Annotated in this window: 31 protein-coding genes; 30 read left to right on the top strand and 1 reads right to left on the bottom strand. The window is 59.9% G+C overall.

The window, feature by feature from the left end; genetic code table 11:
- Nucleotides 1–78 precede the first annotated feature (78 nt).
- The 3 genes from tuf to E7V67_024475 all read left to right on the top strand — a co-directional run bounded on the left by tuf (nt 79) and on the right by E7V67_024475 (nt 5,020).
- Nucleotides 79–1,269: an elongation factor Tu gene (gene tuf / locus E7V67_024485; GenBank protein WUR12814.1), complete on the top strand. Its 1,191-nt coding sequence runs from the start codon at nt 79–81 to the stop codon at nt 1,267–1,269.
- Nucleotides 1,270–1,465: 196 nt separating this feature from the next.
- Nucleotides 1,466–1,783: a 30S ribosomal protein S10 gene (rpsJ, locus tag E7V67_024480; GenBank protein ID WUR12813.1), complete on the top strand. Its 318-nt coding sequence runs from the start codon at nt 1,466–1,468 to the stop codon at nt 1,781–1,783.
- 348 nt (nt 1,784–2,131) lie between these two features.
- Nucleotides 2,132–5,020: a TonB-dependent receptor gene (locus E7V67_024475; GenBank protein ID WUR12812.1), complete on the top strand. Its 2,889-nt coding sequence runs from the start codon at nt 2,132–2,134 to the stop codon at nt 5,018–5,020.
- Nucleotides 5,021–5,070: 50 nt separating this feature from the next.
- Here the strand turns inward: E7V67_024475 and E7V67_024470 are convergent, their stop codons facing one another.
- Nucleotides 5,071–5,538, bottom strand: coding sequence for a DUF2269 domain-containing protein (locus E7V67_024470; GenBank protein ID WUR12811.1), 468 nt, complete (start codon nt 5,536–5,538; stop codon nt 5,071–5,073).
- 90 nt (nt 5,539–5,628) lie between these two features.
- Between E7V67_024470 and E7V67_024465 the strand changes: the two genes are divergently transcribed.
- The 27 genes from E7V67_024465 (at nt 5,629) to rpsD (ending at nt 19,527) form a co-directional block, all read left to right on the top strand.
- Nucleotides 5,629–6,816, top strand: a complete 1,188-nt coding sequence (locus tag E7V67_024465) for a serine hydrolase domain-containing protein (protein ID WUR12810.1) — start codon at nt 5,629–5,631, stop codon at nt 6,814–6,816.
- A 191-nt stretch (nt 6,817–7,007) separates the two neighbouring features.
- On the top strand, nt 7,008–7,664 hold the full coding sequence (gene rplC / locus E7V67_024460) for a 50S ribosomal protein L3 (protein ID WUR12809.1): 657 nt from the start codon (nt 7,008–7,010) through the stop codon (nt 7,662–7,664).
- Between the two features lie 3 nt (nt 7,665–7,667).
- Entirely contained in the window at nt 7,668–8,288 is a 621-nt protein-coding gene (gene rplD / locus E7V67_024455) for a 50S ribosomal protein L4 (GenBank protein WUR12808.1), read from the top strand.
- Nucleotides 8,285–8,599 carry a 50S ribosomal protein L23 gene (gene rplW / locus E7V67_024450; GenBank protein ID WUR12807.1) on the top strand — a complete coding sequence of 105 codons (315 nt, stop codon included), beginning with the start codon at nt 8,285–8,287 and terminating at the stop codon, nt 8,597–8,599. The genes rplD and rplW overlap by 4 nt, the downstream gene beginning before the upstream one ends.
- A complete protein-coding gene (gene rplB / locus E7V67_024445) occupies nt 8,599–9,426 on the top strand; it encodes a 50S ribosomal protein L2 (protein WUR12806.1) in 828 nt (275 codons plus the stop codon). The genes rplW and rplB overlap by 1 nt, the downstream gene beginning before the upstream one ends.
- Before the next feature lie 9 nt (nt 9,427–9,435).
- Complete coding sequence (rpsS, locus tag E7V67_024440; GenBank protein ID WUR12805.1) at nt 9,436–9,711, top strand: 30S ribosomal protein S19; 276 nt, start codon at nt 9,436–9,438, stop codon at nt 9,709–9,711.
- Entirely contained in the window at nt 9,708–10,040 is a 333-nt protein-coding gene (gene rplV, locus E7V67_024435; protein WUR16340.1) for a 50S ribosomal protein L22, read from the top strand. The genes rpsS and rplV overlap by 4 nt, the downstream gene beginning before the upstream one ends.
- A gap of 9 nt (nt 10,041–10,049) precedes the next feature.
- Entirely contained in the window at nt 10,050–10,844 is a 795-nt protein-coding gene (gene rpsC / locus E7V67_024430; protein WUR12804.1) for a 30S ribosomal protein S3, read from the top strand.
- 2 nt (nt 10,845–10,846) lie between these two features.
- On the top strand, nt 10,847–11,266 hold the full coding sequence (gene rplP / locus E7V67_024425) for a 50S ribosomal protein L16 (GenBank protein ID WUR12803.1): 420 nt from the start codon (nt 10,847–10,849) through the stop codon (nt 11,264–11,266).
- Nucleotides 11,267–11,278: 12 nt separating this feature from the next.
- Nucleotides 11,279–11,470, top strand: a complete 192-nt coding sequence (gene rpmC, locus E7V67_024420; protein ID WUR12802.1) for a 50S ribosomal protein L29 — start codon at nt 11,279–11,281, stop codon at nt 11,468–11,470.
- On the top strand, nt 11,467–11,739 hold the full coding sequence (rpsQ, locus tag E7V67_024415) for a 30S ribosomal protein S17 (protein ID WUR12801.1): 273 nt from the start codon (nt 11,467–11,469) through the stop codon (nt 11,737–11,739). Before rpmC ends, rpsQ begins: the two co-directional genes overlap by 4 nt.
- Nucleotides 11,740–11,997: 258 nt before the next feature.
- A complete protein-coding gene (rplN, locus tag E7V67_024410) occupies nt 11,998–12,366 on the top strand; it encodes a 50S ribosomal protein L14 (protein ID WUR12800.1) in 369 nt (122 codons plus the stop codon).
- A gap of 9 nt (nt 12,367–12,375) precedes the next feature.
- Nucleotides 12,376–12,690 carry a 50S ribosomal protein L24 gene (gene rplX, locus E7V67_024405; protein ID WUR12799.1) on the top strand — a complete coding sequence of 105 codons (315 nt, stop codon included), beginning with the start codon at nt 12,376–12,378 and terminating at the stop codon, nt 12,688–12,690.
- 6 nt (nt 12,691–12,696) lie between these two features.
- Nucleotides 12,697–13,236: a 50S ribosomal protein L5 gene (gene rplE / locus E7V67_024400; protein WUR12798.1), complete on the top strand. Its 540-nt coding sequence runs from the start codon at nt 12,697–12,699 to the stop codon at nt 13,234–13,236.
- A 7-nt stretch (nt 13,237–13,243) separates the two neighbouring features.
- Nucleotides 13,244–13,549 (top strand): 30S ribosomal protein S14, encoded by a 306-nt coding sequence (gene rpsN, locus E7V67_024395; protein WUR12797.1) that lies wholly within the window; start codon nt 13,244–13,246, stop codon nt 13,547–13,549.
- A 14-nt stretch (nt 13,550–13,563) separates the two neighbouring features.
- Nucleotides 13,564–13,959 (top strand): 30S ribosomal protein S8, encoded by a 396-nt coding sequence (rpsH, locus tag E7V67_024390; GenBank protein ID WUR12796.1) that lies wholly within the window; start codon nt 13,564–13,566, stop codon nt 13,957–13,959.
- A gap of 10 nt (nt 13,960–13,969) precedes the next feature.
- Nucleotides 13,970–14,503, top strand: coding sequence for a 50S ribosomal protein L6 (gene rplF, locus E7V67_024385; GenBank protein WUR12795.1), 534 nt, complete (start codon nt 13,970–13,972; stop codon nt 14,501–14,503).
- A 13-nt stretch (nt 14,504–14,516) separates the two neighbouring features.
- Nucleotides 14,517–14,879 carry a 50S ribosomal protein L18 gene (gene rplR / locus E7V67_024380; protein WUR12794.1) on the top strand — a complete coding sequence of 121 codons (363 nt, stop codon included), beginning with the start codon at nt 14,517–14,519 and terminating at the stop codon, nt 14,877–14,879.
- Nucleotides 14,880–14,889: 10 nt separating this feature from the next.
- Entirely contained in the window at nt 14,890–15,408 is a 519-nt protein-coding gene (rpsE, locus tag E7V67_024375) for a 30S ribosomal protein S5 (protein WUR12793.1), read from the top strand.
- Between the two features lie 4 nt (nt 15,409–15,412).
- Nucleotides 15,413–15,595: a 50S ribosomal protein L30 gene (gene rpmD, locus E7V67_024370; protein ID WUR12792.1), complete on the top strand. Its 183-nt coding sequence runs from the start codon at nt 15,413–15,415 to the stop codon at nt 15,593–15,595.
- 27 nt (nt 15,596–15,622) lie between these two features.
- Complete coding sequence (gene rplO / locus E7V67_024365) at nt 15,623–16,054, top strand: 50S ribosomal protein L15 (protein ID WUR12791.1); 432 nt, start codon at nt 15,623–15,625, stop codon at nt 16,052–16,054.
- A gap of 27 nt (nt 16,055–16,081) precedes the next feature.
- On the top strand, nt 16,082–17,416 hold the full coding sequence (secY, locus tag E7V67_024360) for a preprotein translocase subunit SecY (GenBank protein ID WUR12790.1): 1,335 nt from the start codon (nt 16,082–16,084) through the stop codon (nt 17,414–17,416).
- A 14-nt stretch (nt 17,417–17,430) separates the two neighbouring features.
- Nucleotides 17,431–17,649 (top strand): translation initiation factor IF-1, encoded by a 219-nt coding sequence (gene infA / locus E7V67_024355; protein WUR12789.1) that lies wholly within the window; start codon nt 17,431–17,433, stop codon nt 17,647–17,649.
- Between the two features lie 35 nt (nt 17,650–17,684).
- Nucleotides 17,685–17,798, top strand: coding sequence for a 50S ribosomal protein L36 (gene rpmJ / locus E7V67_024350; protein ID WUR12788.1), 114 nt, complete (start codon nt 17,685–17,687; stop codon nt 17,796–17,798).
- Nucleotides 17,799–17,812: 14 nt separating this feature from the next.
- Nucleotides 17,813–18,178, top strand: coding sequence for a 30S ribosomal protein S13 (gene rpsM, locus E7V67_024345; protein ID WUR12787.1), 366 nt, complete (start codon nt 17,813–17,815; stop codon nt 18,176–18,178).
- A 14-nt stretch (nt 18,179–18,192) separates the two neighbouring features.
- Nucleotides 18,193–18,597, top strand: a complete 405-nt coding sequence (rpsK, locus tag E7V67_024340; protein WUR12786.1) for a 30S ribosomal protein S11 — start codon at nt 18,193–18,195, stop codon at nt 18,595–18,597.
- 306 nt (nt 18,598–18,903) lie between these two features.
- Nucleotides 18,904–19,527 carry a 30S ribosomal protein S4 gene (gene rpsD, locus E7V67_024335; GenBank protein WUR12785.1) on the top strand — a complete coding sequence of 208 codons (624 nt, stop codon included), beginning with the start codon at nt 18,904–18,906 and terminating at the stop codon, nt 19,525–19,527.
- Nucleotides 19,528–19,620: the final 93 nt, after the last annotated feature.

The raw sequence follows: 19,620 nt of genomic DNA, 5'->3' as shown, positions 1-19,620 counted from the left end.
GGGCCTCGGCCCTCTGCCGGCCCGGGGCCATCCCCCGGGCCGGACAACCTTAAATCATAGTTCTAAGGAAGAATTAAAATGGCAAAAGAAAAGTTCGAGCGGACTAAACCGCACGTGAACGTTGGCACCATCGGTCACGTCGACCACGGCAAGACCACCCTGACCGCGGCAATCGCAACCGTTCTGTCGAAGAAATTCGGCGGCGAAGCCAAAGCCTACGACCAGATCGACGCTGCTCCGGAAGAAAAAGCACGCGGCATCACGATCAACACCGCCCACGTCGAGTACGAAACGGCTACCCGCCACTACGCTCACGTCGACTGCCCAGGCCACGCCGACTACATCAAGAACATGATTACCGGTGCTGCCCAGATGGACGGCGCGATCCTGGTGTGCTCCGCCGCTGACGGCCCAATGCCACAGACCCGCGAGCACATCCTGCTGGCCCGTCAGGTTGGCGTTCCATACATCATCGTGTTCCTGAACAAGTGCGACCTGGTCGACGACGCGGAACTGCTGGAACTGGTCGAAATGGAAGTGCGCGAGCTGCTGTCGAAGTACGAGTTCCCAGGCGACGACCTGCCAATCATCAAGGGTTCGGCACGTATGGCGCTGGAAGGCCAGCAAGGCGAAATGGGCGAAGACTGCATCATCCGTCTGGCCGACGCTCTGGACAGCTACATCCCAACGCCTGAGCGCGCTGTGGACGGCGCCTTCCTGATGCCAGTGGAAGACGTGTTCTCGATCTCCGGCCGCGGTACCGTGGTGACCGGTCGTGTCGAGCGCGGCATCATCAAGGTCGGCGAAGAGATCGAAATCGTCGGCATCACCGACACCGTCAAGACCACCTGCACCGGCGTGGAAATGTTCCGCAAACTGCTGGACCAGGGTCAAGCCGGCGACAACGTTGGTCTGCTGCTGCGCGGCACCAAGCGTGAAGACGTTCAGCGTGGTCAGGTTCTGGCGAAGCCAGGCTCGATCAAGCCGCACAACCACTTCACGGGCGAGATCTACGTTCTGTCGAAAGACGAAGGCGGCCGTCACACCCCGTTCTTCAACAACTACCGTCCACAGTTCTACTTCCGTACGACGGACGTGACCGGTTCGATCGAACTGCCAGCGGACAAGGAAATGGTCATGCCAGGCGATAACGTGTCGATCACCGTCAAGCTGATCAACCCGATCGCGATGGAAGAAGGTCTGCGCTTCGCAATCCGCGAAGGTGGCCGTACCGTCGGCGCCGGCGTTGTTGCCAAGATCCTGGGCTAATCATGCCAAGGTGTCGCTGATCGCCACTTCGGCGATTCAGCGATAGCAGTACAGGGCGGGACCGTGCTATCATGCCGGTCCCGCTCAGTTGTAGATAGCCTTACCGTTGTTTGCAGCCCTGCGCAGTACCCGTTTTGCACGACCTTACACATTGCCGGCGCGTCCTTGCCCGGTTCGTTCTTTTTAAGGAATTAGCATGTCCACCCCGAATCAAAAGATCCGCATCCGCCTGAAGGCTTTCGACTACAAACTGATCGACCAGTCCGCTCTGGAAATCGTTGACACCGCCAAGCGCACCGGCGCCGTGGTCAAAGGTCCGGTTCCTCTGCCGACCCGTATCGTGCGTTACGACGTGCTGCGTTCCCCGCACGTCAACAAGACCTCGCGCGACCAGTTCGAAATCCGTACGCACCAGCGTCTGATGGACATCGTGGATCCGACCGACAAGACCGTTGACGCCCTGATGAAGCTGGACCTGCCAGCTGGCGTGGACGTCGAAATCAAGCTGCAGTAATCGATTCGTGCCGGACGGTTCGCCGTCCCGCCTGAAAAACCGGAGCCCTTGGCTCCGGTTTTTTTTTGGGCCGAACACTTCGGCCGACAATCCTCCCGTCTTTCTTCTGCTCGTCCATATGCGCCTCGCGCATAACGGAATAAGCATGGCTTCTAAATAAAATATGGTCGCGCCACGCGAAGGCAGAATAATCAAATCCGAGTGGCGTAAAAGCGCAACACAAAGTGTCCAAAAACTACAAGAAAGGCTAAACCTTTTGATAACCCAACCGTACCTGTGAGAAATTGCTAAGAACCATTAGGACATCTTAATGGGACGCACAAATCACAATATCCGGGAGCGAAACGCATGCAGTTCACTTTGAAGAAGAGTGTCGTTGCGGTAGCGATGACACTGACCACCCCCGCCGTCCTGGCACAGCAGACCCCACCCGCGCAGCCGAGCCAGACCGTCTACATCACCGGTTCCAACCTGAAGCGCGTCGACAAGGAAGGCACATCGCCGGTACAGGTCGTGACGGCACAGGACATCAAGGACACGGGCGCACAAACGGTCCAGGAACTGATGCGCTTCGTTCCTGCCATTGGCAGTGACAGCAATTACGATACGACCGACGGTGGCTTCTCGCGCGGCGTCGCCACGGCATCGCTGCGGGGCCTTTCGTCCACATCGACCCTGATCCTGCTGAATGGCCGGCGCATGACGCCATCCGCCTATGCCGATCCGAACGATGGCAATTCCACTCTGTATGACCTGAACAGCATCCCGATCACGGCGCTCGACCGGGTCGAGATCCTGAAGGACGGGGCCTCGGCCGTGTACGGCTCCGACGCGATCGGTGGCGTCATCAACTTCATCACGAAATCGAACTTCCAGGGCTTCGAGTTCGGCGCGCGCGCCAGCGCCAACGATGACGGCGAATTCGCCCGTCGTGGTGCCACGGCGTCCTGGGGCAAAGGCGATCTGAAAGACGATGGCTATAACATCTTCTTCACCGCCGATGTCTCGAAGCGCGACCGCACCGCGCTGCGGGACGTGAAGGACATTGCCTTCGCCCAGTACCAGCAGCTCAACGGCCGCTTCGCGACACCGTATGGGAGCCAGGTGTCGCAATACCCGACCTTCTACCGGGAGAGCTCGCCCGGATCGAAGAACTTCGGGGTCAACCGCGCCAATGCCGCCGACCGCCTGCGGACGACGCTGGCGTGCGACCCCTCCCAGCAACTCGTGGGCTCGACCCAGATGGGCTTTCCGACCACCAGTGTGTGGGTAGGCCGCACCTTCTGCAACTACGATATCAACCAGTTCCTCGAAGCGCAGAGCGAGGGCAAGGACGCCACCGTGATGAGCCGCGGCGTGCTGAAACTGGGAGAAACCGCCCGCGCCTACGCCGAGGTGGCGTACTCGCGTTCGGAACGCAGCTACACGGGCACGCCGATCACGCTGGGCCAATCCTCGGTCAACAACTTCACGGCGACTGGCGTCGCCGAGCCATTCCAGGCCATCCTGGAGATCGGGCATCCGGACAACCCCTTCCCGAACGCCCGCGCCTCGGTGGGCTACCGGTTCGCCAACCTGCGTGGCGGCAATGAAGTCATCAACGAGAGTACGCGCGTGCTGATCGGTGCGAATGGGGAATTGCGCGGCTGGACGTGGGATACCGGCTTGCTGTGGAATCGTTCTGAGAAAGAAGACACGTATTACGACCGGCTTTACCTGCCTACTCTGCGCAAGCTCAACACCGGAACGTCGCTGGCCGCGCTGGCTGCAGACCCGACCATTGCACAGGACGTTACCAATCCAGGACGGGCCTCGATCCTGCAGTGGGATGCCAAGGCCAGTACCGAATTCGGCCAGCTACCCGGCGGTGCCATGGGTCTGGCGCTCGGCGTTGAGTTGCGGCGCGAGAAGATCGAGCTGGATCCGACGCCCGCACTGGCCGCTGGCGATATTTACGGCCTGGTCAATTCCATTATCGACGGCGAGCGCGATGTGAAATCGGCCTTCGTCGAACTGCGCACGCCGCTGCTGAAGAACCTGGAAATGGACTTCGCGGGCCGTGCCGACAAATACCCGGGCATCAAAACGAACTACGTGCCGAAGGTAGGCGTGAAGTGGACGGCCTTCGACGGCCTGGCCTTCCGTGGCACGTACGCCAAAGGCTTCCGCGCGCCGGCCCTGGTGCAGGTCACGCCAGGCGGATCGCAGGTCTTCCTGCGTGACCTGTTCGACCGTCGCCGCTGCGAAGCCGATGAGCGCACGCCGAAGCCGGGTGCCACCGAAGTCGACTGCGCCAAATCCGCTGCAGGGACGGGCGGTGCCAATCCGGACCTGGTGCCGGAAAAATCGCGCAGCTTCTCCCTCGGCGCCATCTACTCCCCCAACAGCAGCCTGGACTTCCTGGTGGAGTACTTCCGTATCCGCAAGGAGGGTGAGGTCGTGCAGGGTTCGGCCTTTGAAGCCATCAAGAACGAAGACCGCAATCCCGCCAACGTCGTGCGCGATCCGAATCCGGCGAACTGGGTGACCGATGCCAACGGCACGCCGATCCCGAACACCGGCCCGCTGCTGATGGTAAGGCTGCCATGGGAAAACCAGGGCTCGACCGAAGTCCGCGGTATCGACTTCGAAGTCCGCCATCGCGCCAAGCTGGGCGAGTGGGGTGGCCTGAGCACCAAGCTGAACGGCACCTACATGACGCACTATTCGCTGGCGCAGCATCCGGGCGACATCGAACACAACCTGGTGGGCGGCAATGCCGGCATCTACGACTGGAACCTGTCCAGCGGCATCGACCTGCCACGATTGAAGTTCAACGTCGCCAGCACCTGGACGCGGGGCGACCATGCCGTCAATGCTTCCGTGAACTACGTCGGCACGGTGTCGCTGAAGCGCTATGTCAACGCCGAAACGATCTACGATCAGCCTTTCTGCCACTATGGCACGGCCCAGCCGACCGATGCCGAGCCGAACCGGAACGGTACCGTGCCCCTGTACGAAGCGTACTATCCGGACTGCAAGATCGCCCGCTGGATTACGGTGGGGCTCGGCTATACGTACACCGGCTTCAAGAACCTGACGCTGAACCTGAACGTGCAAAACCTGTTCGACAAGCGCGCCCCGTATGATCCGTCGCAGGGTATCAGCACGAGCTTTGTCGCCCAGGCTGGTTATAACCAGGGCCTGCACAATAATTTCGGACGTTACTTCACCGTCAGCGCGCGCTACGCGTTCTGATCGTCTCGGCAGCCGCCGCGAACCGGGCCTGCGGGCCCGGTTTTATATTGTCAGACAGGTTTATTCAGCATCAGCCAGAAAATCACCACCAGCGCGCTGAACGCCGGAATGCCCAGCACGAACCACCAGCGCTGGTAGCGCCAGTACAGCGGCGGCAGGGCGCTGCCAGCCGCATCCGCCACCCGCGCCAGGTCGCGCATCCGGATCTGCAGCCAGACGACGGGCAGCCAGCACACGCCCGCCAGCAGGTACAAGCCGATCGACCAGACGATCCAGGTGCTCAGCAGCGGATAGCCGGCCAGCCAGACCATGGCCAGCCCGGTCACTGGCTGGACGATCACCGCCGGCGTCGTGAAGACGTAATCGGCCAGCACCGTCCGTTCCGTGACGATGCGAATCGCCCGCACGTCGCCCGTGCGGTCGGTGATCCACTTGAAGAAGGCGATGCCCATGCCGGTACCGAACAGGACCGTCGAGCTGAGCACGTGCAGCAGTTTCAGGAGCATGTAGGAGGTCATGTGGCGATTATCGCACCGACGCTTGTCCCGCTGCCGGGCGCGCGCGGCACCGGCAGTACAATGGGTCGTTACCACTTCGCTCAACCTGCCATGAAACGCCTCCTTCTGCTCCTGCTCGTTGCCGCCTGTAGCGCTGGCGCCGCCCCGTTGCCGGAGGCCGCGCCGCAGACGCAGGGCATCGCACCGGAGCGGCTGGAGCGGCTCGATCGCTACCTGGAGTCGAGCGTGGCGCGCGGCGACCACCTCGGCGCCGTCGCCCTGGTGCTGCGCCACGGCCGCGTGGTCGACTGGCGCGCCTGGGGCCATCGCGACCTCGAGCGGCGCGAGCCGCTGGCGCGCGACGCTATCTTCCGCATCGACGCGATGACGAAGGCCGTCACGGCCGCCGGCGTGCTGATGCTGATGGAGGAGGGCAGGCTGAACCTGGACGACCCGGTCGCCGCGTACGTGCCGGAGCTGCGCGCGTTGCGCCTGGCCGACGGCAAGGCCCCGCGCGAGGTCCTGACGGTGCGCCAGCTGCTGGCGCAAACGGCCGGTTTCGGCGGCGATTCGTCGCTCGACCAGGCGCCGGACCTGGACGACTACGTGCGCCGCCTGGCCGCGCTGCCGCTGGCGGCCGAGCCCGGCACGCGCTTTCGCGACGACGTGATCGGCGCCGTCGTCGCCGGTCGCGTGATCGAAGCGATCTCGGGCCTGCGGCTGGACGCGTTCCTGCACAAGCGTATCTTCCAGCCGCTGGGCATGCGCGACACAGGCTTCGTGCTGGCACCCGGGCAGCGCGCGCGCCTGGCGACCGTCACCACCACCGATGCGGACGGTCAGCTGCTGCCGGCACCGGCCGCCAACGGCCAGCGCGTCACGCCCTACCTGAACGGGGCGATTGGCCTGTATTCCACGGCGGAGGACTACGCCCGCTTTGCCCAGATGCTGCTCGATGGCGGCGTGCTGCAGGGCCGCATGGTGCTGGGCCGCAAAAGCGTCGAGCTGATGATGCAGAACCACCTGTCGCATCTGCCGAACCCGACCTGGGATCAGCATGGCGCGGAAGGCTACGGCCTGGGCGGTGGCGTCGTGCTGGACCTGGCCCGGCGCGGCCGCCTGGGCTCGCTGGGCCAGTTCGGCTGGACGGGCGCCCAGTCGACCTGGTTCACGGTGGACCGGCAGGAGCGGCTGGTGGCCGTGCTGATGCTGCAGCACCAGCCGCAGAAGGTGCTGGGTGACCCGGGCAAGCCGGCCGCGCGCGTCACCAACCTGCTGTACCAGGCCCTGGCCAGGTAGCGTTCCGCCCCCGCTGGCGGCGCTGCGCAATCTTTACGCAACAACAACGACATACCTCGTAATTACTTGTTGCGTCAAGGGGCGAAGCGAAGTACACTAGCCGGCTTCGGTATGGAATCGACTTTTTTGTCTGTACCTTTTTTTGTAGTTCAACATAGCCCTGCCCAATCGTAGGTGGGAATGGAGAAAAAATGAGCCTTGGCCTCCTCGGTCGCAAGGTTGGCATGATGCGTATCTTCACGGACGATGGGGATTCGATCCCTGTCACCGTGCTGGATGTATCGAACAACCGTATTGCGCAAATCAAAACTCCTGAAACGGATGGTTACTCCGCTGTTCAGGTCGTATTCGGTCAACGTCGCGCTTCCCGCGTGACCAAAGCCGCTGCGGGTCACTTTGCCAAAGCTGGTGTCGAAGCCGGTACTCTGCTGAAAGAGTTCCGTGTTGACGCTGCTAAAGCAGCAGAACTGAAAGCTGGCGAAGTCATCGCCGCTTCCCTGTTCGAAGTCGGTCAGAAGATCGACGTCCAGGGCGTCTCGATCGGTAAAGGCTACGCCGGTACCATCAAGCGTTACAACTTCGCATCCGGCCGTGCTACCCACGGTAACTCCCGTTCGCACAACGTACCAGGCTCCATCGGTATGGCACAGGATCCGGGCCGCGTCTTCCCAGGCAAGCGCATGACCGGTCACCTGGGCGACGTCACCGTCACCACCCAGAATCTGGAAATCGCTCGTATCGACGCTGACCGCCAGCTGCTGCTGGTGAAAGGTGCAGTACCAGGCGCGAAAAACGGCCAGGTGGTTGTATCGCCAGCCGTCAAAGTCAAAGCTAAGAAGGGAGCTTAATCGATGGAACTCAAGCTCTTGAACGCGCAAGGTCAAGCTGCCTCCAACGTTGCCGCCGCTGACACCGTCTTCGGCCGTGATTACAACGAAGCGCTGATCCACCAGATCGTGGTCGCCTATGCTGCCAACGCCCGTAGCGGCAACCGCAAGCAGAAAGACCGTGAAGAAGTCCACCACACGACCAAGAAGCCATGGCGCCAAAAAGGCACCGGCCGCGCTCGTGCTGGTATGTCGTCGTCGCCACTGTGGCGCGGCGGTGGTCGCATCTTCCCGAACTCGCCTGACGAGAACTTCACCCACAAAGTGAACAAGAAGATGTACCGCGCAGGTCTGTGCTCGATCCTGTCCCAGCTGGCCCGCGAGGAACGCCTGGTCGTGATCGAAGATCTGACGATCGAAGCGCCAAAAACCAAGCTGCTGTCGCAAAAGCTGACCGGCATGGGTCTGGAATCGGTCCTGATCATCACCGACAACATCGAAGAAAACCTGCTGCTGGCTTCCCGCAACCTGCCGAACGTGCTGGTCGTGGAACCGCGTCACGCAGATCCAATGTCGCTGGTCTTCTACAAGAAGGTCCTGGTTACCAAAGCGGCACTGGCCAAGATTGAGGAGTTGCTGGCATGAGCGCCGTAAAAATTAGCGAAGAGCGCCTGATGAAGGTGCTGCTGGCGCCGGTCATTTCCGAGAAGGCCACCATGGTCGCGGAAAAGAACGAACAGATCGTGTTCCGTGTTGCCATGGACGCGACCAAGCCAGAAATCAAGGCCGCCGTTGAACTGCTGTTCAAGGTAGAAGTGGAATCGGTGCAGACCGTAAACCGCGAAGGTAAAGTGAAGCGTTCGGGCCGTTTCGTCGGTCGTCGCAACCATACCAAGCGTGCTTTCGTGTGCCTGAAGCCCGGCCAGGAAATCAATTTCTCCGAGGAGGCTAAATAATGGCACTCGTTAAGATGAAGCCAACCTCCCCAGGCCGTCGCGGCATGGTGAAGGTAGTTAACGCCGACCTGTACAAAGGCCGTCCGTTCGCTGCCCTGGTTGAGAAAAAATCGAAGACCGCCGGCCGTAACAACAACGGCCACATCACCACCCGTCACATCGGTGGTGGTCACAAGCAGCACTACCGTCTGGTCGACTTCAAGCGCAACAAGGATGGCATCCCTGCGAAAGTGGAACGTATCGAATACGATCCGAACCGCACGGCGCACATCGCCCTGCTGTGCTACGCCGACGGCGAGCGCGCTTACATCATCGCTTCCAAAGGCCTGTCCGTCGGCGATACGCTGATGAACGGTTCCGAAGCCCCGATCAAGGCCGGTAACTGCCTGCCGATCCGCAATATCCCAGTCGGCACCACGATGCACTGCGTCGAAATGCTGCCAGGTAAAGGTGCCCAGATGGCCCGTACTGCCGGCGCCGGCGTCGTGCTGATGGCCCGTGAAGGTACTTACGCCCAGGTGCGTCTGCGCTCCGGCGAAGTGCGTCGCGTGCACATCGAGTGCCGTGCCACGGTTGGCGAAGTCGGCAACGGCGAGCACAACCTGCGCAAGATCGGTAAAGCCGGTGCGATGCGTTGGCGCGGTGTTCGTCCGACCGTCCGCGGTGTCGTGATGAACCCGATCGACCACCCGCACGGTGGTGGTGAAGGCCGTACCGCAGCTGGTCGTCATCCAGTATCGCCATGGGGCCAGCAGACCAAGGGCAAGAAGACGCGTTCGAACAAGCGCACTTCTTCGATGATCGTCTCGCGCCGCGGCAAGAAATAAGGATAAACCATGACTCGTTCATTGAAAAAAGGGCCGTTCTGCGACGCCCACCTGGTGAAGAAGGTCGAAGCCGCGCAAGCGACCAAGGACAAGAAGCCAATCAAAACCTGGTCCCGTCGTTCGACGATCATGCCTGACTTCATCGGTCTGACGATTGCCGTGCACAACGGCAAGGTGCACGTTCCCGTGTACGTCTCCGAGAACATGGTTGGTCACAAGCTCGGCGAGTTCGCGCTGACCCGTACGTTCAAGGGCCACGCTGCTGACAAAAAGGCTAAGAAATAATGGAAACCAAAGCTATCCTCAAAGGCGTGCGCCTGTCGGATCAGAAGGGCCGTCTGGTCGCTGACCTGATCCGTGGCAAGAAAGTCGACGCCGCGCTGAACATCCTGCAGTTCAGCCCGAAAAAAGGCGCGGCCATCCTGAAGAAAGTGCTGGAGTCCGCTATTGCGAACGCCGAGCACAACGACGGTGCCGACATCGACGAGCTGTTCGTGAAAACGATCTACGTCGAAAAGGGCCCGATCCTGAAGCGCTTCACCGCGCGTGCAAAGGGCCGAGGCGACCGTATCTCGAAACAGTCCTGCCACATTTACGTGACGGTCGGTAACTAAGGAGCCAAGATGGGACAGAAAATTCATCCAACCGGCTTCCGTCTGGCCGTTACCCGTAACTGGGCTTCCCGCTGGTACGCGACCAACGGCAACTTCGCTTCGATGCTGAACGAAGACCTGAAGGCGCGCGCTTACCTGAAGAAGAAACTGAAGAACGCCTCCGTCGGCCGCATCGTCATCGAGCGTCCTGCGAAGAACGCCCGCTTCACCGTGTACAGCTCCCGTCCGGGCGTTGTGATCGGCAAGAAGGGTGAAGACATCGAAGTGCTGAAGTCGGACCTGACCAAGATCATGGGCGTGCCAGTGCACGTCAATATCGAGGAAATCCGCAAGCCGGAAATCGATTCGCAGCTGATCGCCGATTCGATCTCGCAGCAGCTGGAAAAGCGCATCATGTTCCGTCGCGCAATGAAGCGCGCGATGCAGAACGCGATGCGTCTGGGCGCCCTGGGCATCAAGATCATGTCGTCCGGCCGTCTGAACGGTATCGAAATCGCCCGTACCGAATGGTACCGCGAAGGCCGCGTGCCTCTGCACACCCTGAAGGCGGACATCGACTACGGCACGTCCGAAGCGTCGACCACCTACGGCATCATCGGTGTCAAGGTCTGGGTGTACAAGGGTGACCGCTCCGCCACCGGCGAAGCACCAGTCATCGACACCCCACCTGACGAGAAGAAGCGCGGCCCACGTCGCGACGATGGCAAACCAGGTGGCCGTCCACGTCCAGGTCCGGGCGCTAAACCAGGCGCCCCAGCCGCTCGCCGCGCTGCTGCGAAGCCGGCTGAGAAAGCAGGAGAATAATCATGCTGCAACCAGCACGCAGAAAGTATCGTAAAGAGCAGAAAGGCCGTAACACCGGTATTTCGCACACGCGCGGCACCGCCGTGTCGTTCGGCGAATTCGGTCTGAAGGCCGTGGCGCGCGGTCGTATCACCGCCCGCCAGATCGAGGCAGCGCGTCGTGCCATGACCCGTCACATCAAGCGTGGCGGCCGTATCTGGATCCGCGTTTTCCCGGACAAGCCAATTTCGAACAAGCCTGCCGAAGTCCGTATGGGTAACGGTAAAGGTAATCCGGAATACTACGTGGCTGAAATCCAGCCAGGTAAGGTCCTGTACGAAATGGACGGCGTGGCCGAAGAACTGGCACGCGAAGCGTTCCGCCTGGCTGCTGCCAAACTGCCGCTGGCTACCACCTTCGTGGTGCGCCAGGTTGGCCAATAATTGGAGTGAAATATGAAAGCATCTGAACTCCGCGGCAAAGACCAGGCAGCTCTGCAAAAAGAGCTGAACGACCTGCTGAAAGCACAGTTCGGCCTGCGTATGCAAAGCGCAACCCAGCAGCTGAGCAACACCTCGCAGCTGAAGAAGGTCCGCCGCGATATCGCACGCGTCAAAACGGTAATGAACACGAAGGAAGCCAAATGAACGAACCAGTGAAACAGTCGCTCAAGCGCACGCTGATCGGTAAAGTGGTGTCCGACAAGATGGACAAGACCGTTACTGTACTGATCGAGCGTCACGTGAAGCACCCTCTGTACGGCAAGATCATCGTGCGTAGCAACAAGTACCACGCGCACGACGAGACCAACCAGGTCAAGACCGGTGACACGGTCGAGATCGCGGAAGGTCGTCCGATCTCCAAGACGAAGGCGTGGACGGTGACGCGTGTAGTGCAAGCTGCACAAATCGTCTAAGAAGAACCCGGGTCCGGCGCAGCGATGCGGCGGACCGGTTTCCAATTAGTTCTTGCAGGCCCGCAGGTTATATGTAATACTTGCGGGCTTCGTTCATGTATCGCCGCTAAGTGTCTCTCCGCAGACGCGCCTCGCGGTCAGTACTGTATGAAGGTCAAGCACCCAAACAGTGACGCTGCGCGTCTCTGGCGGGACCAAGACTGACCGAGAGGTCCGCATTGTGTGGATTCTTCGGCTTAAGTTGGGAAAGAGAATACTATGATTCAAACTGAAAGCCGGCTCGAAGTGGCCGACAACACCGGTGCGAAAGAAGTTATGTGCATCAAGGTGTTGGGCGGTTCCAAGCGCCGTTATGCTGGCATTGGCGACGTGATCAAAGTCACCGTTAAGGTGGCTCAGCCTCGCGGCCGTGTCAAAAAAGGTGAAATTTATAACGCCGTGGTTGTGCGCACCGCTAAGGGTGTGCGTCGCCAGGACGGTTCCCTGGTCAAGTTCGACGGCAATGCCGCTGTCCTCCTGAACTCCAAGCTGGAACCGATCGGTACCCGTATCTTTGGCCCAGTGACGCGTGAACTGCGCACTGAGAAGTTCATGAAGATCGTGTCCCTGGCACCGGAAGTCCTGTAAGGAGTCGTAATGGATAAGATTCGCAAAAACGACGAAGTCATCGTCCTGACCGGTAAGGACAAGGGCAAGCGCGGCGTAGTGACCCAGCGTGTAGACGCTGAGCACGTCGTGGTGGAAGGCGTGAACGTGGCTAAGAAAGCCGTCAAGCCTAACCCGATGACTGGCGTTACTGGTGGCATCGTCGACAAGACCATGCCTATTCACGTGTCCAACGTTGCTCTGTTCAACGCTGCGACCGGCAAGGCCGATCGCGTGGGCTTCAAAGAAGTGGACGGTAAAAAAGTCCGCGTCTTCAAGTCCTCCGGCGAAGTAGTGAAAGGGTAATCAGAAATGGCCCGTCTGCAACAACTGTACAAAGACAAGGTCGTTGCCGAACTGACCGAGAAATTCGGTTACAAGTCGGTAATGGAAGTGCCTCGCCTGACCAAGATCACCCTGAACATGGGTCTCTCGGAAGCCGTGGCCGACAAGAAAGTTATCGAGCACGCTGTTGGCGACCTGACGAAGATCGCCGGCCAGAAGCCTGTCGTGACCAAGGCCCGTAAAGCTATCGCCGGTTTCAAGATCCGCGAAGGCTACCCGATCGGTACGATGGTGACCCTGCGCGGCGCCCGTATGTATGAATTCCTGGATCGCTTCATCACCGTGGCCCTGCCGCGCGTGCGCGACTTCCGTGGCGTGTCCGGCCGTTCGTTCGATGGTCGCGGCAACTACAACATCGGCGTCAAAGAGCAGATCATCTTCCCGGAAATCGAGTACGACAAGATCGACGCGCTGCGTGGCATGAACATCTCGATCACCACGACCGCCAAGACCGACGACGAAGCGAAAGCTCTGCTCGCCGCATTCAAATTCCCGTTCAGGAACTAAAACGATCATGGCAAAACTCGCACTGATTAACCGTGAACAGAAGCGTGCTGACCTGGTGGAAAAATTCGCCGCCAAGCGCGCCGCTCTGAAGGCCATCATCGATGACCAGTCCAAGTCGGAAGAAGAGCGTTACGAAGCCCGCCTGAAACTGCAGGCCCTGCCACGCAACGCGAACCCGACCCGCCAGCGCAACCGCTGCGCCATGACCGGTCGTCCACGCGGCACCTTCCGTAAATTCGGTCTGGGCCGTATCAAACTCCGTGAATTCGCCATGCGTGGTGAGATTCCCGGTATGACTAAAGCCAGCTGGTAATAGGAGAATAAGCAATGAGTATGAGCGATCCTATCGCCGATATGCTGACCCGCATTCGCAACGCCCAAGGCGTGCAAAAAGCGACCGTGGCCATGCCATCGTCGAAAGTCAAAGTAGCGATTGCCAACGTCCTGAAGGACGAGGGTTACATTGAAGATTTCGCCGTGTCTTCGAACGAAGGCAAGTCGGAACTGAAGATCGGTTTGAAATATTATGTGGGCCGTCCTGTCATCGAGCGCCTCGAGCGCGTGTCCCGTCCGGGCCTGCGCGTCTACAAGGGCAAGGATGAGATTCCAACCGTCATGAACGGTCTGGGCGTGGCCATCGTGTCGACTCCGCAAGGCGTCATGACCGACCGCAAAGCGCGCGCTACCGGTGTCGGTGGCGAAGTCATCTGCTTCGTGGCTTAAGGAGTAACACATGTCTCGAGTAGCTAAAATGCCGATCGCCGTGCCGGCTGGCGCCGAAGTCGCCATCTCCGCGCAAGCGATCACCGTCAAGGGCCCGCTGGGCACCCTGACCCAGAGCCTGAACGGCCTGGTCAAAGTTGAAAACAACAATGGCACGCTGACGTTCGACGTGGCCAACGACAGCCGCGAAGCGAACGCCATGTCCGGCACGCTGCGCGCCCTGGTGAACAACATGGTCACCGGCGTCACCAAGGGCTTCGAGAAGAAGCTGTCCCTGGTCGGCGTGGGTTACAAGGCGCAAGCACAAGGCGACAAGCTGAACCTGTCCCTGGGCTTCTCCCACCCTGTCGTACACGACATGCCAGCAGGCGTGACCGTCGCTACCCCGACGCCGACCGAAGTCCTGATCAAGGGCATCGATCGTCAAAAGGTTGGCCAGGTCGCCGCTGAAGTGCGCGCTTACCGCTCCCCTGAGCCTTACAAGGGCAAGGGCGTCCGCTATGTGGACGAAGTGGTTAAGCTTAAAGAAACCAAGAAGAAGTAATTAGGGGCTGACGATGGACAAAAAAGAATCTCGTCTGCGCCGCGGACGTCAAACCCGCATCAAGATCGCGCAATTGAAAGTGAACCGCCTGTCGGTCCACCGCACCAACCTGCACATTTACGCGAACCTGATCAGCCCGGACGCTAAAGTTCTGGTTTCGGCGTCGACCGTGGAAGCAGAAGTTCGCGCGGAACTGGCCGGCAAATCGGGCAAGGGTGGCAACGCCGCCGCTGCAGCCCTGGTTGGCAAGCGCGTCGCTGAAAAGGCACTGAAAGCAGGAATCACCGAAGTCGCGTTCGACCGCTCCGGTTTCCGTTACCACGGCCGTGTGAAGGCGCTGGCAGAAGCCGCGCGTGAAGCCGGTCTGAAGTTCTAAGGGTACGATCATGGCAAAAATGCAAGCAAAAATGCAAAGCGACAAGCCGGATGATGGCATGCGCGAAAAAATGATCGCGATCAACCGCGTGACCAAAGTGGTCAAGGGTGGTCGGATCATGGGCTTCGCGGCGCTGACCGTGGTTGGTGACGGCGATGGCCGCATCGGCATGGGCAAGGGCAAGTCGAAGGAAGTACCGGTCGGTGTGCAGAAGGCAATGGAAGAAGCCCGTCGCAACCTGATCAAGGTGCCTCTGAAGAACGGTACCCTGCAGCACTCGGTAACCGGCCGCCACGGCGCATCGCGCGTCATGATGAGCCCGGCCAAGCCAGGTACCGGCGTCATCGCCGGTGGCGCAATGCGCGCAATCTTCGAGGTGATGGGCGTGACGGACGTGGTGGCGAAATCCACCGGTTCGAACAACCCGTACAACCTGGTGCGCGCCACCCTGGACGGCCTGTCGAAAATGAGCACTCCTGCTGACATCGCTGCGAAACGCGGCAAGTCGGTGGAAGACATTCTGGCTTAAGAGGATGACCATGAGCACTATCAAAGTCAAACTGGTGAAGGGCCTGATCGGCACCCGTCAAGACCACCGCGCAACCGTGCGTGGCCTGGGCCTGCGTCGTGTCAACTCGGTTTCCGAGCTGCAGGACACGCCATCGGTACGCGGCATGATCACCAAGGTCGCCTACCTCGTTAAAGTCGTGTCGTAAGCCCCGGCTTACGATCTGGAGAACACAATGGAATTGAATACCATTCAACCAGCCGAAGGCGCGAAGCACGCTAAGCGCCGCGTTGGCCGCGGTATCGGCTCCGGCCTGGGCAAGACTGCCGGCCGTGGTCACAAAGGTCAGAAATCGCGTTCGGGCGGCTTCCACAAAGTCGGCTTCGAAGGCGGTCAGATGCCTCTGCAGCGCCGTCTGCCAAAGCGCGGCTTCAAATCGCTGAACGCCACCTTCAAGGCCGAAGTGCGCCTGTCCGACCTGAACGCCCTGGCGGTCAGCGAAGTCGACGTGCTGGTCCTGAAGCAGGCTGGCGTACTGCCAGTGCTGGCGCGCGACGTGCGCGTGATCGCATCCGGTGAAATCACCAAGGCCGTTACCATCAAGGGCCTGAAAGTGACCGCCGGCGCGAAAGCGGCCATCGAAGCGGCCGGCGGCTCGGTAGCCTGAGACGCTTAAGCTTGAACGGAGCGAAAATTGGCGACTAATCCGCAGCTTGCTAAAAGTGCCGCAGCCGGGTTCCCTTGGGGCCGTCTGTGGTTTTTGCTGGGCGCTCTGGTAGTCTACCGCATCGGGGCGCACGTCCCGGTGCCGGGAGTCGACCCGGTACAGCTGGCCGCACTGTTCAAGTCGCAGGAGGGTGGACTGCTGGGCATGTTCAACATGTTCTCCGGCGGCGCCCTGTCGCGCTTCACGGTGTTTGCGTTGGGCATTACGCCCTACATCTCGGCCTCGATCATCATGCAGCTGGTGTCGATCGTTTCGCCGCAGATGGAAGCACTGAAGAAGGAAGGGGAGTCGGGTCGTCGCAAGATCACCCAGTACACCCGTTACGCCACCGTGTTCCTGGCCCTGTTCCAGGCATTCGGCATCTCGGTCGCGCTGGAAGCCCAGCCTGGCCTGGTGCTCGATCCCGGTCTGGCCTTCCGCTTCACGTCCATCGTGACGCTGCTGACCGGCACCATGTTCGTGATGTGGTTGGGTGAGCAGATTACCGAGCGCGGTCTCGGTAACGGCATCTCGATCATCATCTTTGCCGGTATCGCAGCCGGTCTGCCGGGCGCGCTGGGTGGCTTGTTCACCCAGGTGTCGACCGGTGCGATCAGCGCGATCTCCGCCATCATCATCGTCATCCTGGTCGCAGCCGTGACCTATGCGGTGGTGTTCGTGGAACGTGGCCAGCGCAAGATCCTGGTGAATTATGCCAAACGTCAGGTCGGTAACAAGATCTACGGTGGGCAAACCAGCCACCTGCCGCTGAAGCTGAACATGGCAGGCGTGATCCCGCCGATCTTCGCATCGTCGATTATCTTGTTCCCGGCCACTATCGTGGACTGGTTCTCGCGTGGCGCGGACAACAGCAACCCTGTTGTGCGCTTCCTGAAAGATCTGGCTGCATCGCTGAGCCCAGGCGAGCCTATCCATGCATTGCTGTATGCCGTGGCAATCGTGTTCTTCTGCTTCTTCTACACCGCACTGGTGTTCAACAGCAAGGAGACTGCGGACAACTTGAAGAAGAGCGGGGCCTTTGTGCCAGGGATTCGTCCCGGTGAGCAGACTGCCCGTTACATCGACAAGATCCTGACCCGATTGACCCTGGCTGGCGCCGTCTACATCACCCTGGTGTGTTTGCTGCCGGAGTTTATGCAAGCCCAGTGGAAAGTATCCTTCGTATTCGGTGGTACTTCTCTGTTGATTATTGTGGTTGTGACCATGGACTTCATGGCCCAGGTCCAGAACTACGTGATGTCGCAGCAATATGAATCCCTGCTGCGCAAGGCAAACTTCAAGGGCGGCATTCCGACCCGCTAAGCGAACAGGTCAACATGGCAAAAGACGACGTCATACAGATGCAGGGCGAGATTCTGGAGAATCTGCCGAATGCAACATTTCGAGTAAAGCTGGAAAACGGCCACGTGGTACTCGGCCACATTTCGGGTAAAATGCGGATGAACTATATCCGCATTCTCCCTGGCGACAAGGTGACGGTGGAGTTGACGCCGTACGACCTGTCCCGGGCTCGTATCGTGTTCCGGACCAAGTAATTTTAAGTAATCGAATCCAAGAAGAGAGTGCAAAAATGAAAGTTAACGCTTCAGTCAAGCGGATCTGCCGCAACTGCAAGATCATCAAGCGCAAGGGCGTCGTTCGTGTTATCTGCGTCGAACCGCGTCACAAACAGCGTCAAGGTTAATCGAGGAATAACGAATGGCACGTATTGCAGGGGTTAACATCCCAAATCATCAGCACACCGTGATCGGCCTGACGGCAATCTACGGCGTGGGCCGCCCACGTGCGCAGTTCATCTGCGCCCAGACGGGTGTTCCGACCAACAAGAAGATCAAAGACCTGGACGACAGCGAGCTGGAAAAGCTGCGTGACGAAATCGGCAAGTTCGTGGTGGAAGGCGATCTGCGCCGTGAACTGTCGATGAACATCAAGCGTCTGATGGATCTGGGTTGCTACCGCGGCATGCGTCACCGTAAGGGCCTGCCGGTCCGCGGTCAGCGCACCCGTACCAATGCTCGTACCCGCAAAGGTCCGCGCAAAGCCGCTCAATCGCTGAAGAAATAATCTAGGGAACAACTATGGCTAAGCAACAAAGCAGCGCAGCAGCAGCGCGCGTTCGTAAGAAAGTCAAAAAGAACGTCGCTGAAGGCATCGCCCACGTGCACGCTTCCTTCAACAACACGATCATCACGATCACCGACCGTCAGGGCAACGCCCTGTCGTGGGCAACTTCGGGCGGCGCCGGCTTCAAGGGCTCCCGTAAGTCGACCCCGTTCGCAGCGCAGGTTGCTGCTGAAGCGGCTGGTAAAGTTGCTCAGGAATGCGGCGTGAAGAACCTGGAAGTCCGTATCAAGGGCCCAGGTCCTGGCCGTGAATCCGCTGTTCGCGCACTGAACAACCTGGGTATCAAGATCACCGAGATCCAGGACGTCACGCCAGTGCCGCACAACGGTTGCCGTCCTCCGAAGCGTCGTCGTATCTAAGCAATCCGATTCGGATTGCTGGATTCGTACCTAGCGTACGAGACGCATCTTCGGCACAGCAAGACAATGGCCGGTCCGGTGTGGGCCGGCCACCGTCGCCCTGATGTAAAAATCGCTGGAACAGTAAATCGGAAACGGTTATACTGTCCGGCTATTTTTGCCTGTTCGTCGCCTCCCGGGGCTGACGGTCGGGCCCAAATGTTGAGCCACCGTCTGACGGATTAGAGGGTCAGACTAGCGCCTGGTCGTATCGACGCGCGCGTCGATGGATTCTGGGGCGTCATTTATTATTTAAGGAAAATTACCGTGGCACGTTATATCGGACCAAAAGCAAAACTGTCCCGCCGTGAAGGCACCGACCTGTTCCTGAAGAGCGCCCGCCGCTCGCTGGATTCCAAGTGCAAACTGGACGTCAAGCCAGGCCAGCACGGCGTCAAGTCGGGTGCCCGCACCTCCGACTACGGCAACCAGCTGCGCGAAAAGCAGAAGGTCAAGCGTATGTACGGCATCCTGGAACGTCAGTTCCGCCGCTACTTCGCCGAAGCCGACCGTCGCAAGGGCAACACCGGTGAGACCCTGCTGTCCCTGCTGGAAACCCGCCTGGACAACGTCGCCTACCGCATGGGCTTCGGCTCGACCCGCGCTGAAGCGCGTCAGCTGGTCTCGCACAAAGCCTTCACCGTGAACGGCAACGTCGTGAACATCGCTTCCTACGCCGTCAAAGTCGGCGACGTCATCGCCGTGCGCGAAAAGGCCAAGAAGCAGACCCGTATCGTCGAAGCGCTGTCGCTGGCCGAACAAGTCGGCATGCCGGCATGGGTGTCCGTCGATTCCAAGAAAATGGAAGGCACGTTCAAGTCCCTGCCAGAGCGTAGCGAAATCGCCAACGACGTCAACGAATCGCTGATCGTCGAACTGTACTCGCGTTAATCGCAGTAACAGTTGAGCTGGCACACCGCTTAGTTCACCCGTAATACCCGCCCGCTCATTCGAGCGGGCGTTTTCACTAATGCCATCAGCCTT

Source organism: [Empedobacter] haloabium (assembly GCA_008011715.2).
GTDB classification, from domain to species: Bacteria; Pseudomonadota; Gammaproteobacteria; order Burkholderiales; family Burkholderiaceae_D; genus Rugamonas; species Rugamonas haloabia.
Note: the sequence above shows the minus strand (reverse complement) of the source record. Positions and strands in the feature narration are given on the sequence as shown.

Bases quoted from the DNA above. Each gene is read 5' to 3' on its own strand.
- tuf (WUR12814.1), top strand. From the start codon at position 79: ATGGCAAAAGAAAAGTTCGAGCGGACTAAACCGCACGTGAACGTTGGC.
- rpsJ (WUR12813.1), top strand. From the start codon at position 1,466: ATGTCCACCCCGAATCAAAAGATCCGCATCCGCCTGAAGGCTTTCGAC.
- E7V67_024475 (WUR12812.1), top strand. From the start codon at position 2,132: ATGCAGTTCACTTTGAAGAAGAGTGTCGTTGCGGTAGCGATGACACTG.
- E7V67_024470 (WUR12811.1), bottom strand. From the start codon at position 5,538: ATGACCTCCTACATGCTCCTGAAACTGCTGCACGTGCTCAGCTCGACG.
- E7V67_024465 (WUR12810.1), top strand. From the start codon at position 5,629: ATGAAACGCCTCCTTCTGCTCCTGCTCGTTGCCGCCTGTAGCGCTGGC.
- rplC (WUR12809.1), top strand. From the start codon at position 7,008: ATGAGCCTTGGCCTCCTCGGTCGCAAGGTTGGCATGATGCGTATCTTC.
- rplD (WUR12808.1), top strand. From the start codon at position 7,668: ATGGAACTCAAGCTCTTGAACGCGCAAGGTCAAGCTGCCTCCAACGTT.
- rplW (WUR12807.1), top strand. From the start codon at position 8,285: ATGAGCGCCGTAAAAATTAGCGAAGAGCGCCTGATGAAGGTGCTGCTG.
- rplB (WUR12806.1), top strand. From the start codon at position 8,599: ATGGCACTCGTTAAGATGAAGCCAACCTCCCCAGGCCGTCGCGGCATG.
- rpsS (WUR12805.1), top strand. From the start codon at position 9,436: ATGACTCGTTCATTGAAAAAAGGGCCGTTCTGCGACGCCCACCTGGTG.
- rpsC (WUR12804.1), top strand. From the start codon at position 10,050: ATGGGACAGAAAATTCATCCAACCGGCTTCCGTCTGGCCGTTACCCGT.
- rplP (WUR12803.1), top strand. From the start codon at position 10,847: ATGCTGCAACCAGCACGCAGAAAGTATCGTAAAGAGCAGAAAGGCCGT.
- rpmC (WUR12802.1), top strand. From the start codon at position 11,279: ATGAAAGCATCTGAACTCCGCGGCAAAGACCAGGCAGCTCTGCAAAAA.
- rpsQ (WUR12801.1), top strand. From the start codon at position 11,467: ATGAACGAACCAGTGAAACAGTCGCTCAAGCGCACGCTGATCGGTAAA.
- rplN (WUR12800.1), top strand. From the start codon at position 11,998: ATGATTCAAACTGAAAGCCGGCTCGAAGTGGCCGACAACACCGGTGCG.
- rplX (WUR12799.1), top strand. From the start codon at position 12,376: ATGGATAAGATTCGCAAAAACGACGAAGTCATCGTCCTGACCGGTAAG.
- rplE (WUR12798.1), top strand. From the start codon at position 12,697: ATGGCCCGTCTGCAACAACTGTACAAAGACAAGGTCGTTGCCGAACTG.
- rpsN (WUR12797.1), top strand. From the start codon at position 13,244: ATGGCAAAACTCGCACTGATTAACCGTGAACAGAAGCGTGCTGACCTG.
- rpsH (WUR12796.1), top strand. From the start codon at position 13,564: ATGAGTATGAGCGATCCTATCGCCGATATGCTGACCCGCATTCGCAAC.
- rplF (WUR12795.1), top strand. From the start codon at position 13,970: ATGTCTCGAGTAGCTAAAATGCCGATCGCCGTGCCGGCTGGCGCCGAA.
- rplR (WUR12794.1), top strand. From the start codon at position 14,517: ATGGACAAAAAAGAATCTCGTCTGCGCCGCGGACGTCAAACCCGCATC.
- rpsE (WUR12793.1), top strand. From the start codon at position 14,890: ATGGCAAAAATGCAAGCAAAAATGCAAAGCGACAAGCCGGATGATGGC.
- rpmD (WUR12792.1), top strand. From the start codon at position 15,413: ATGACCATGAGCACTATCAAAGTCAAACTGGTGAAGGGCCTGATCGGC.
- rplO (WUR12791.1), top strand. From the start codon at position 15,623: ATGGAATTGAATACCATTCAACCAGCCGAAGGCGCGAAGCACGCTAAG.
- infA (WUR12789.1), top strand. From the start codon at position 17,431: ATGGCAAAAGACGACGTCATACAGATGCAGGGCGAGATTCTGGAGAAT.
- rpmJ (WUR12788.1), top strand. From the start codon at position 17,685: ATGAAAGTTAACGCTTCAGTCAAGCGGATCTGCCGCAACTGCAAGATC.
- rpsM (WUR12787.1), top strand. From the start codon at position 17,813: ATGGCACGTATTGCAGGGGTTAACATCCCAAATCATCAGCACACCGTG.
- rpsK (WUR12786.1), top strand. From the start codon at position 18,193: ATGGCTAAGCAACAAAGCAGCGCAGCAGCAGCGCGCGTTCGTAAGAAA.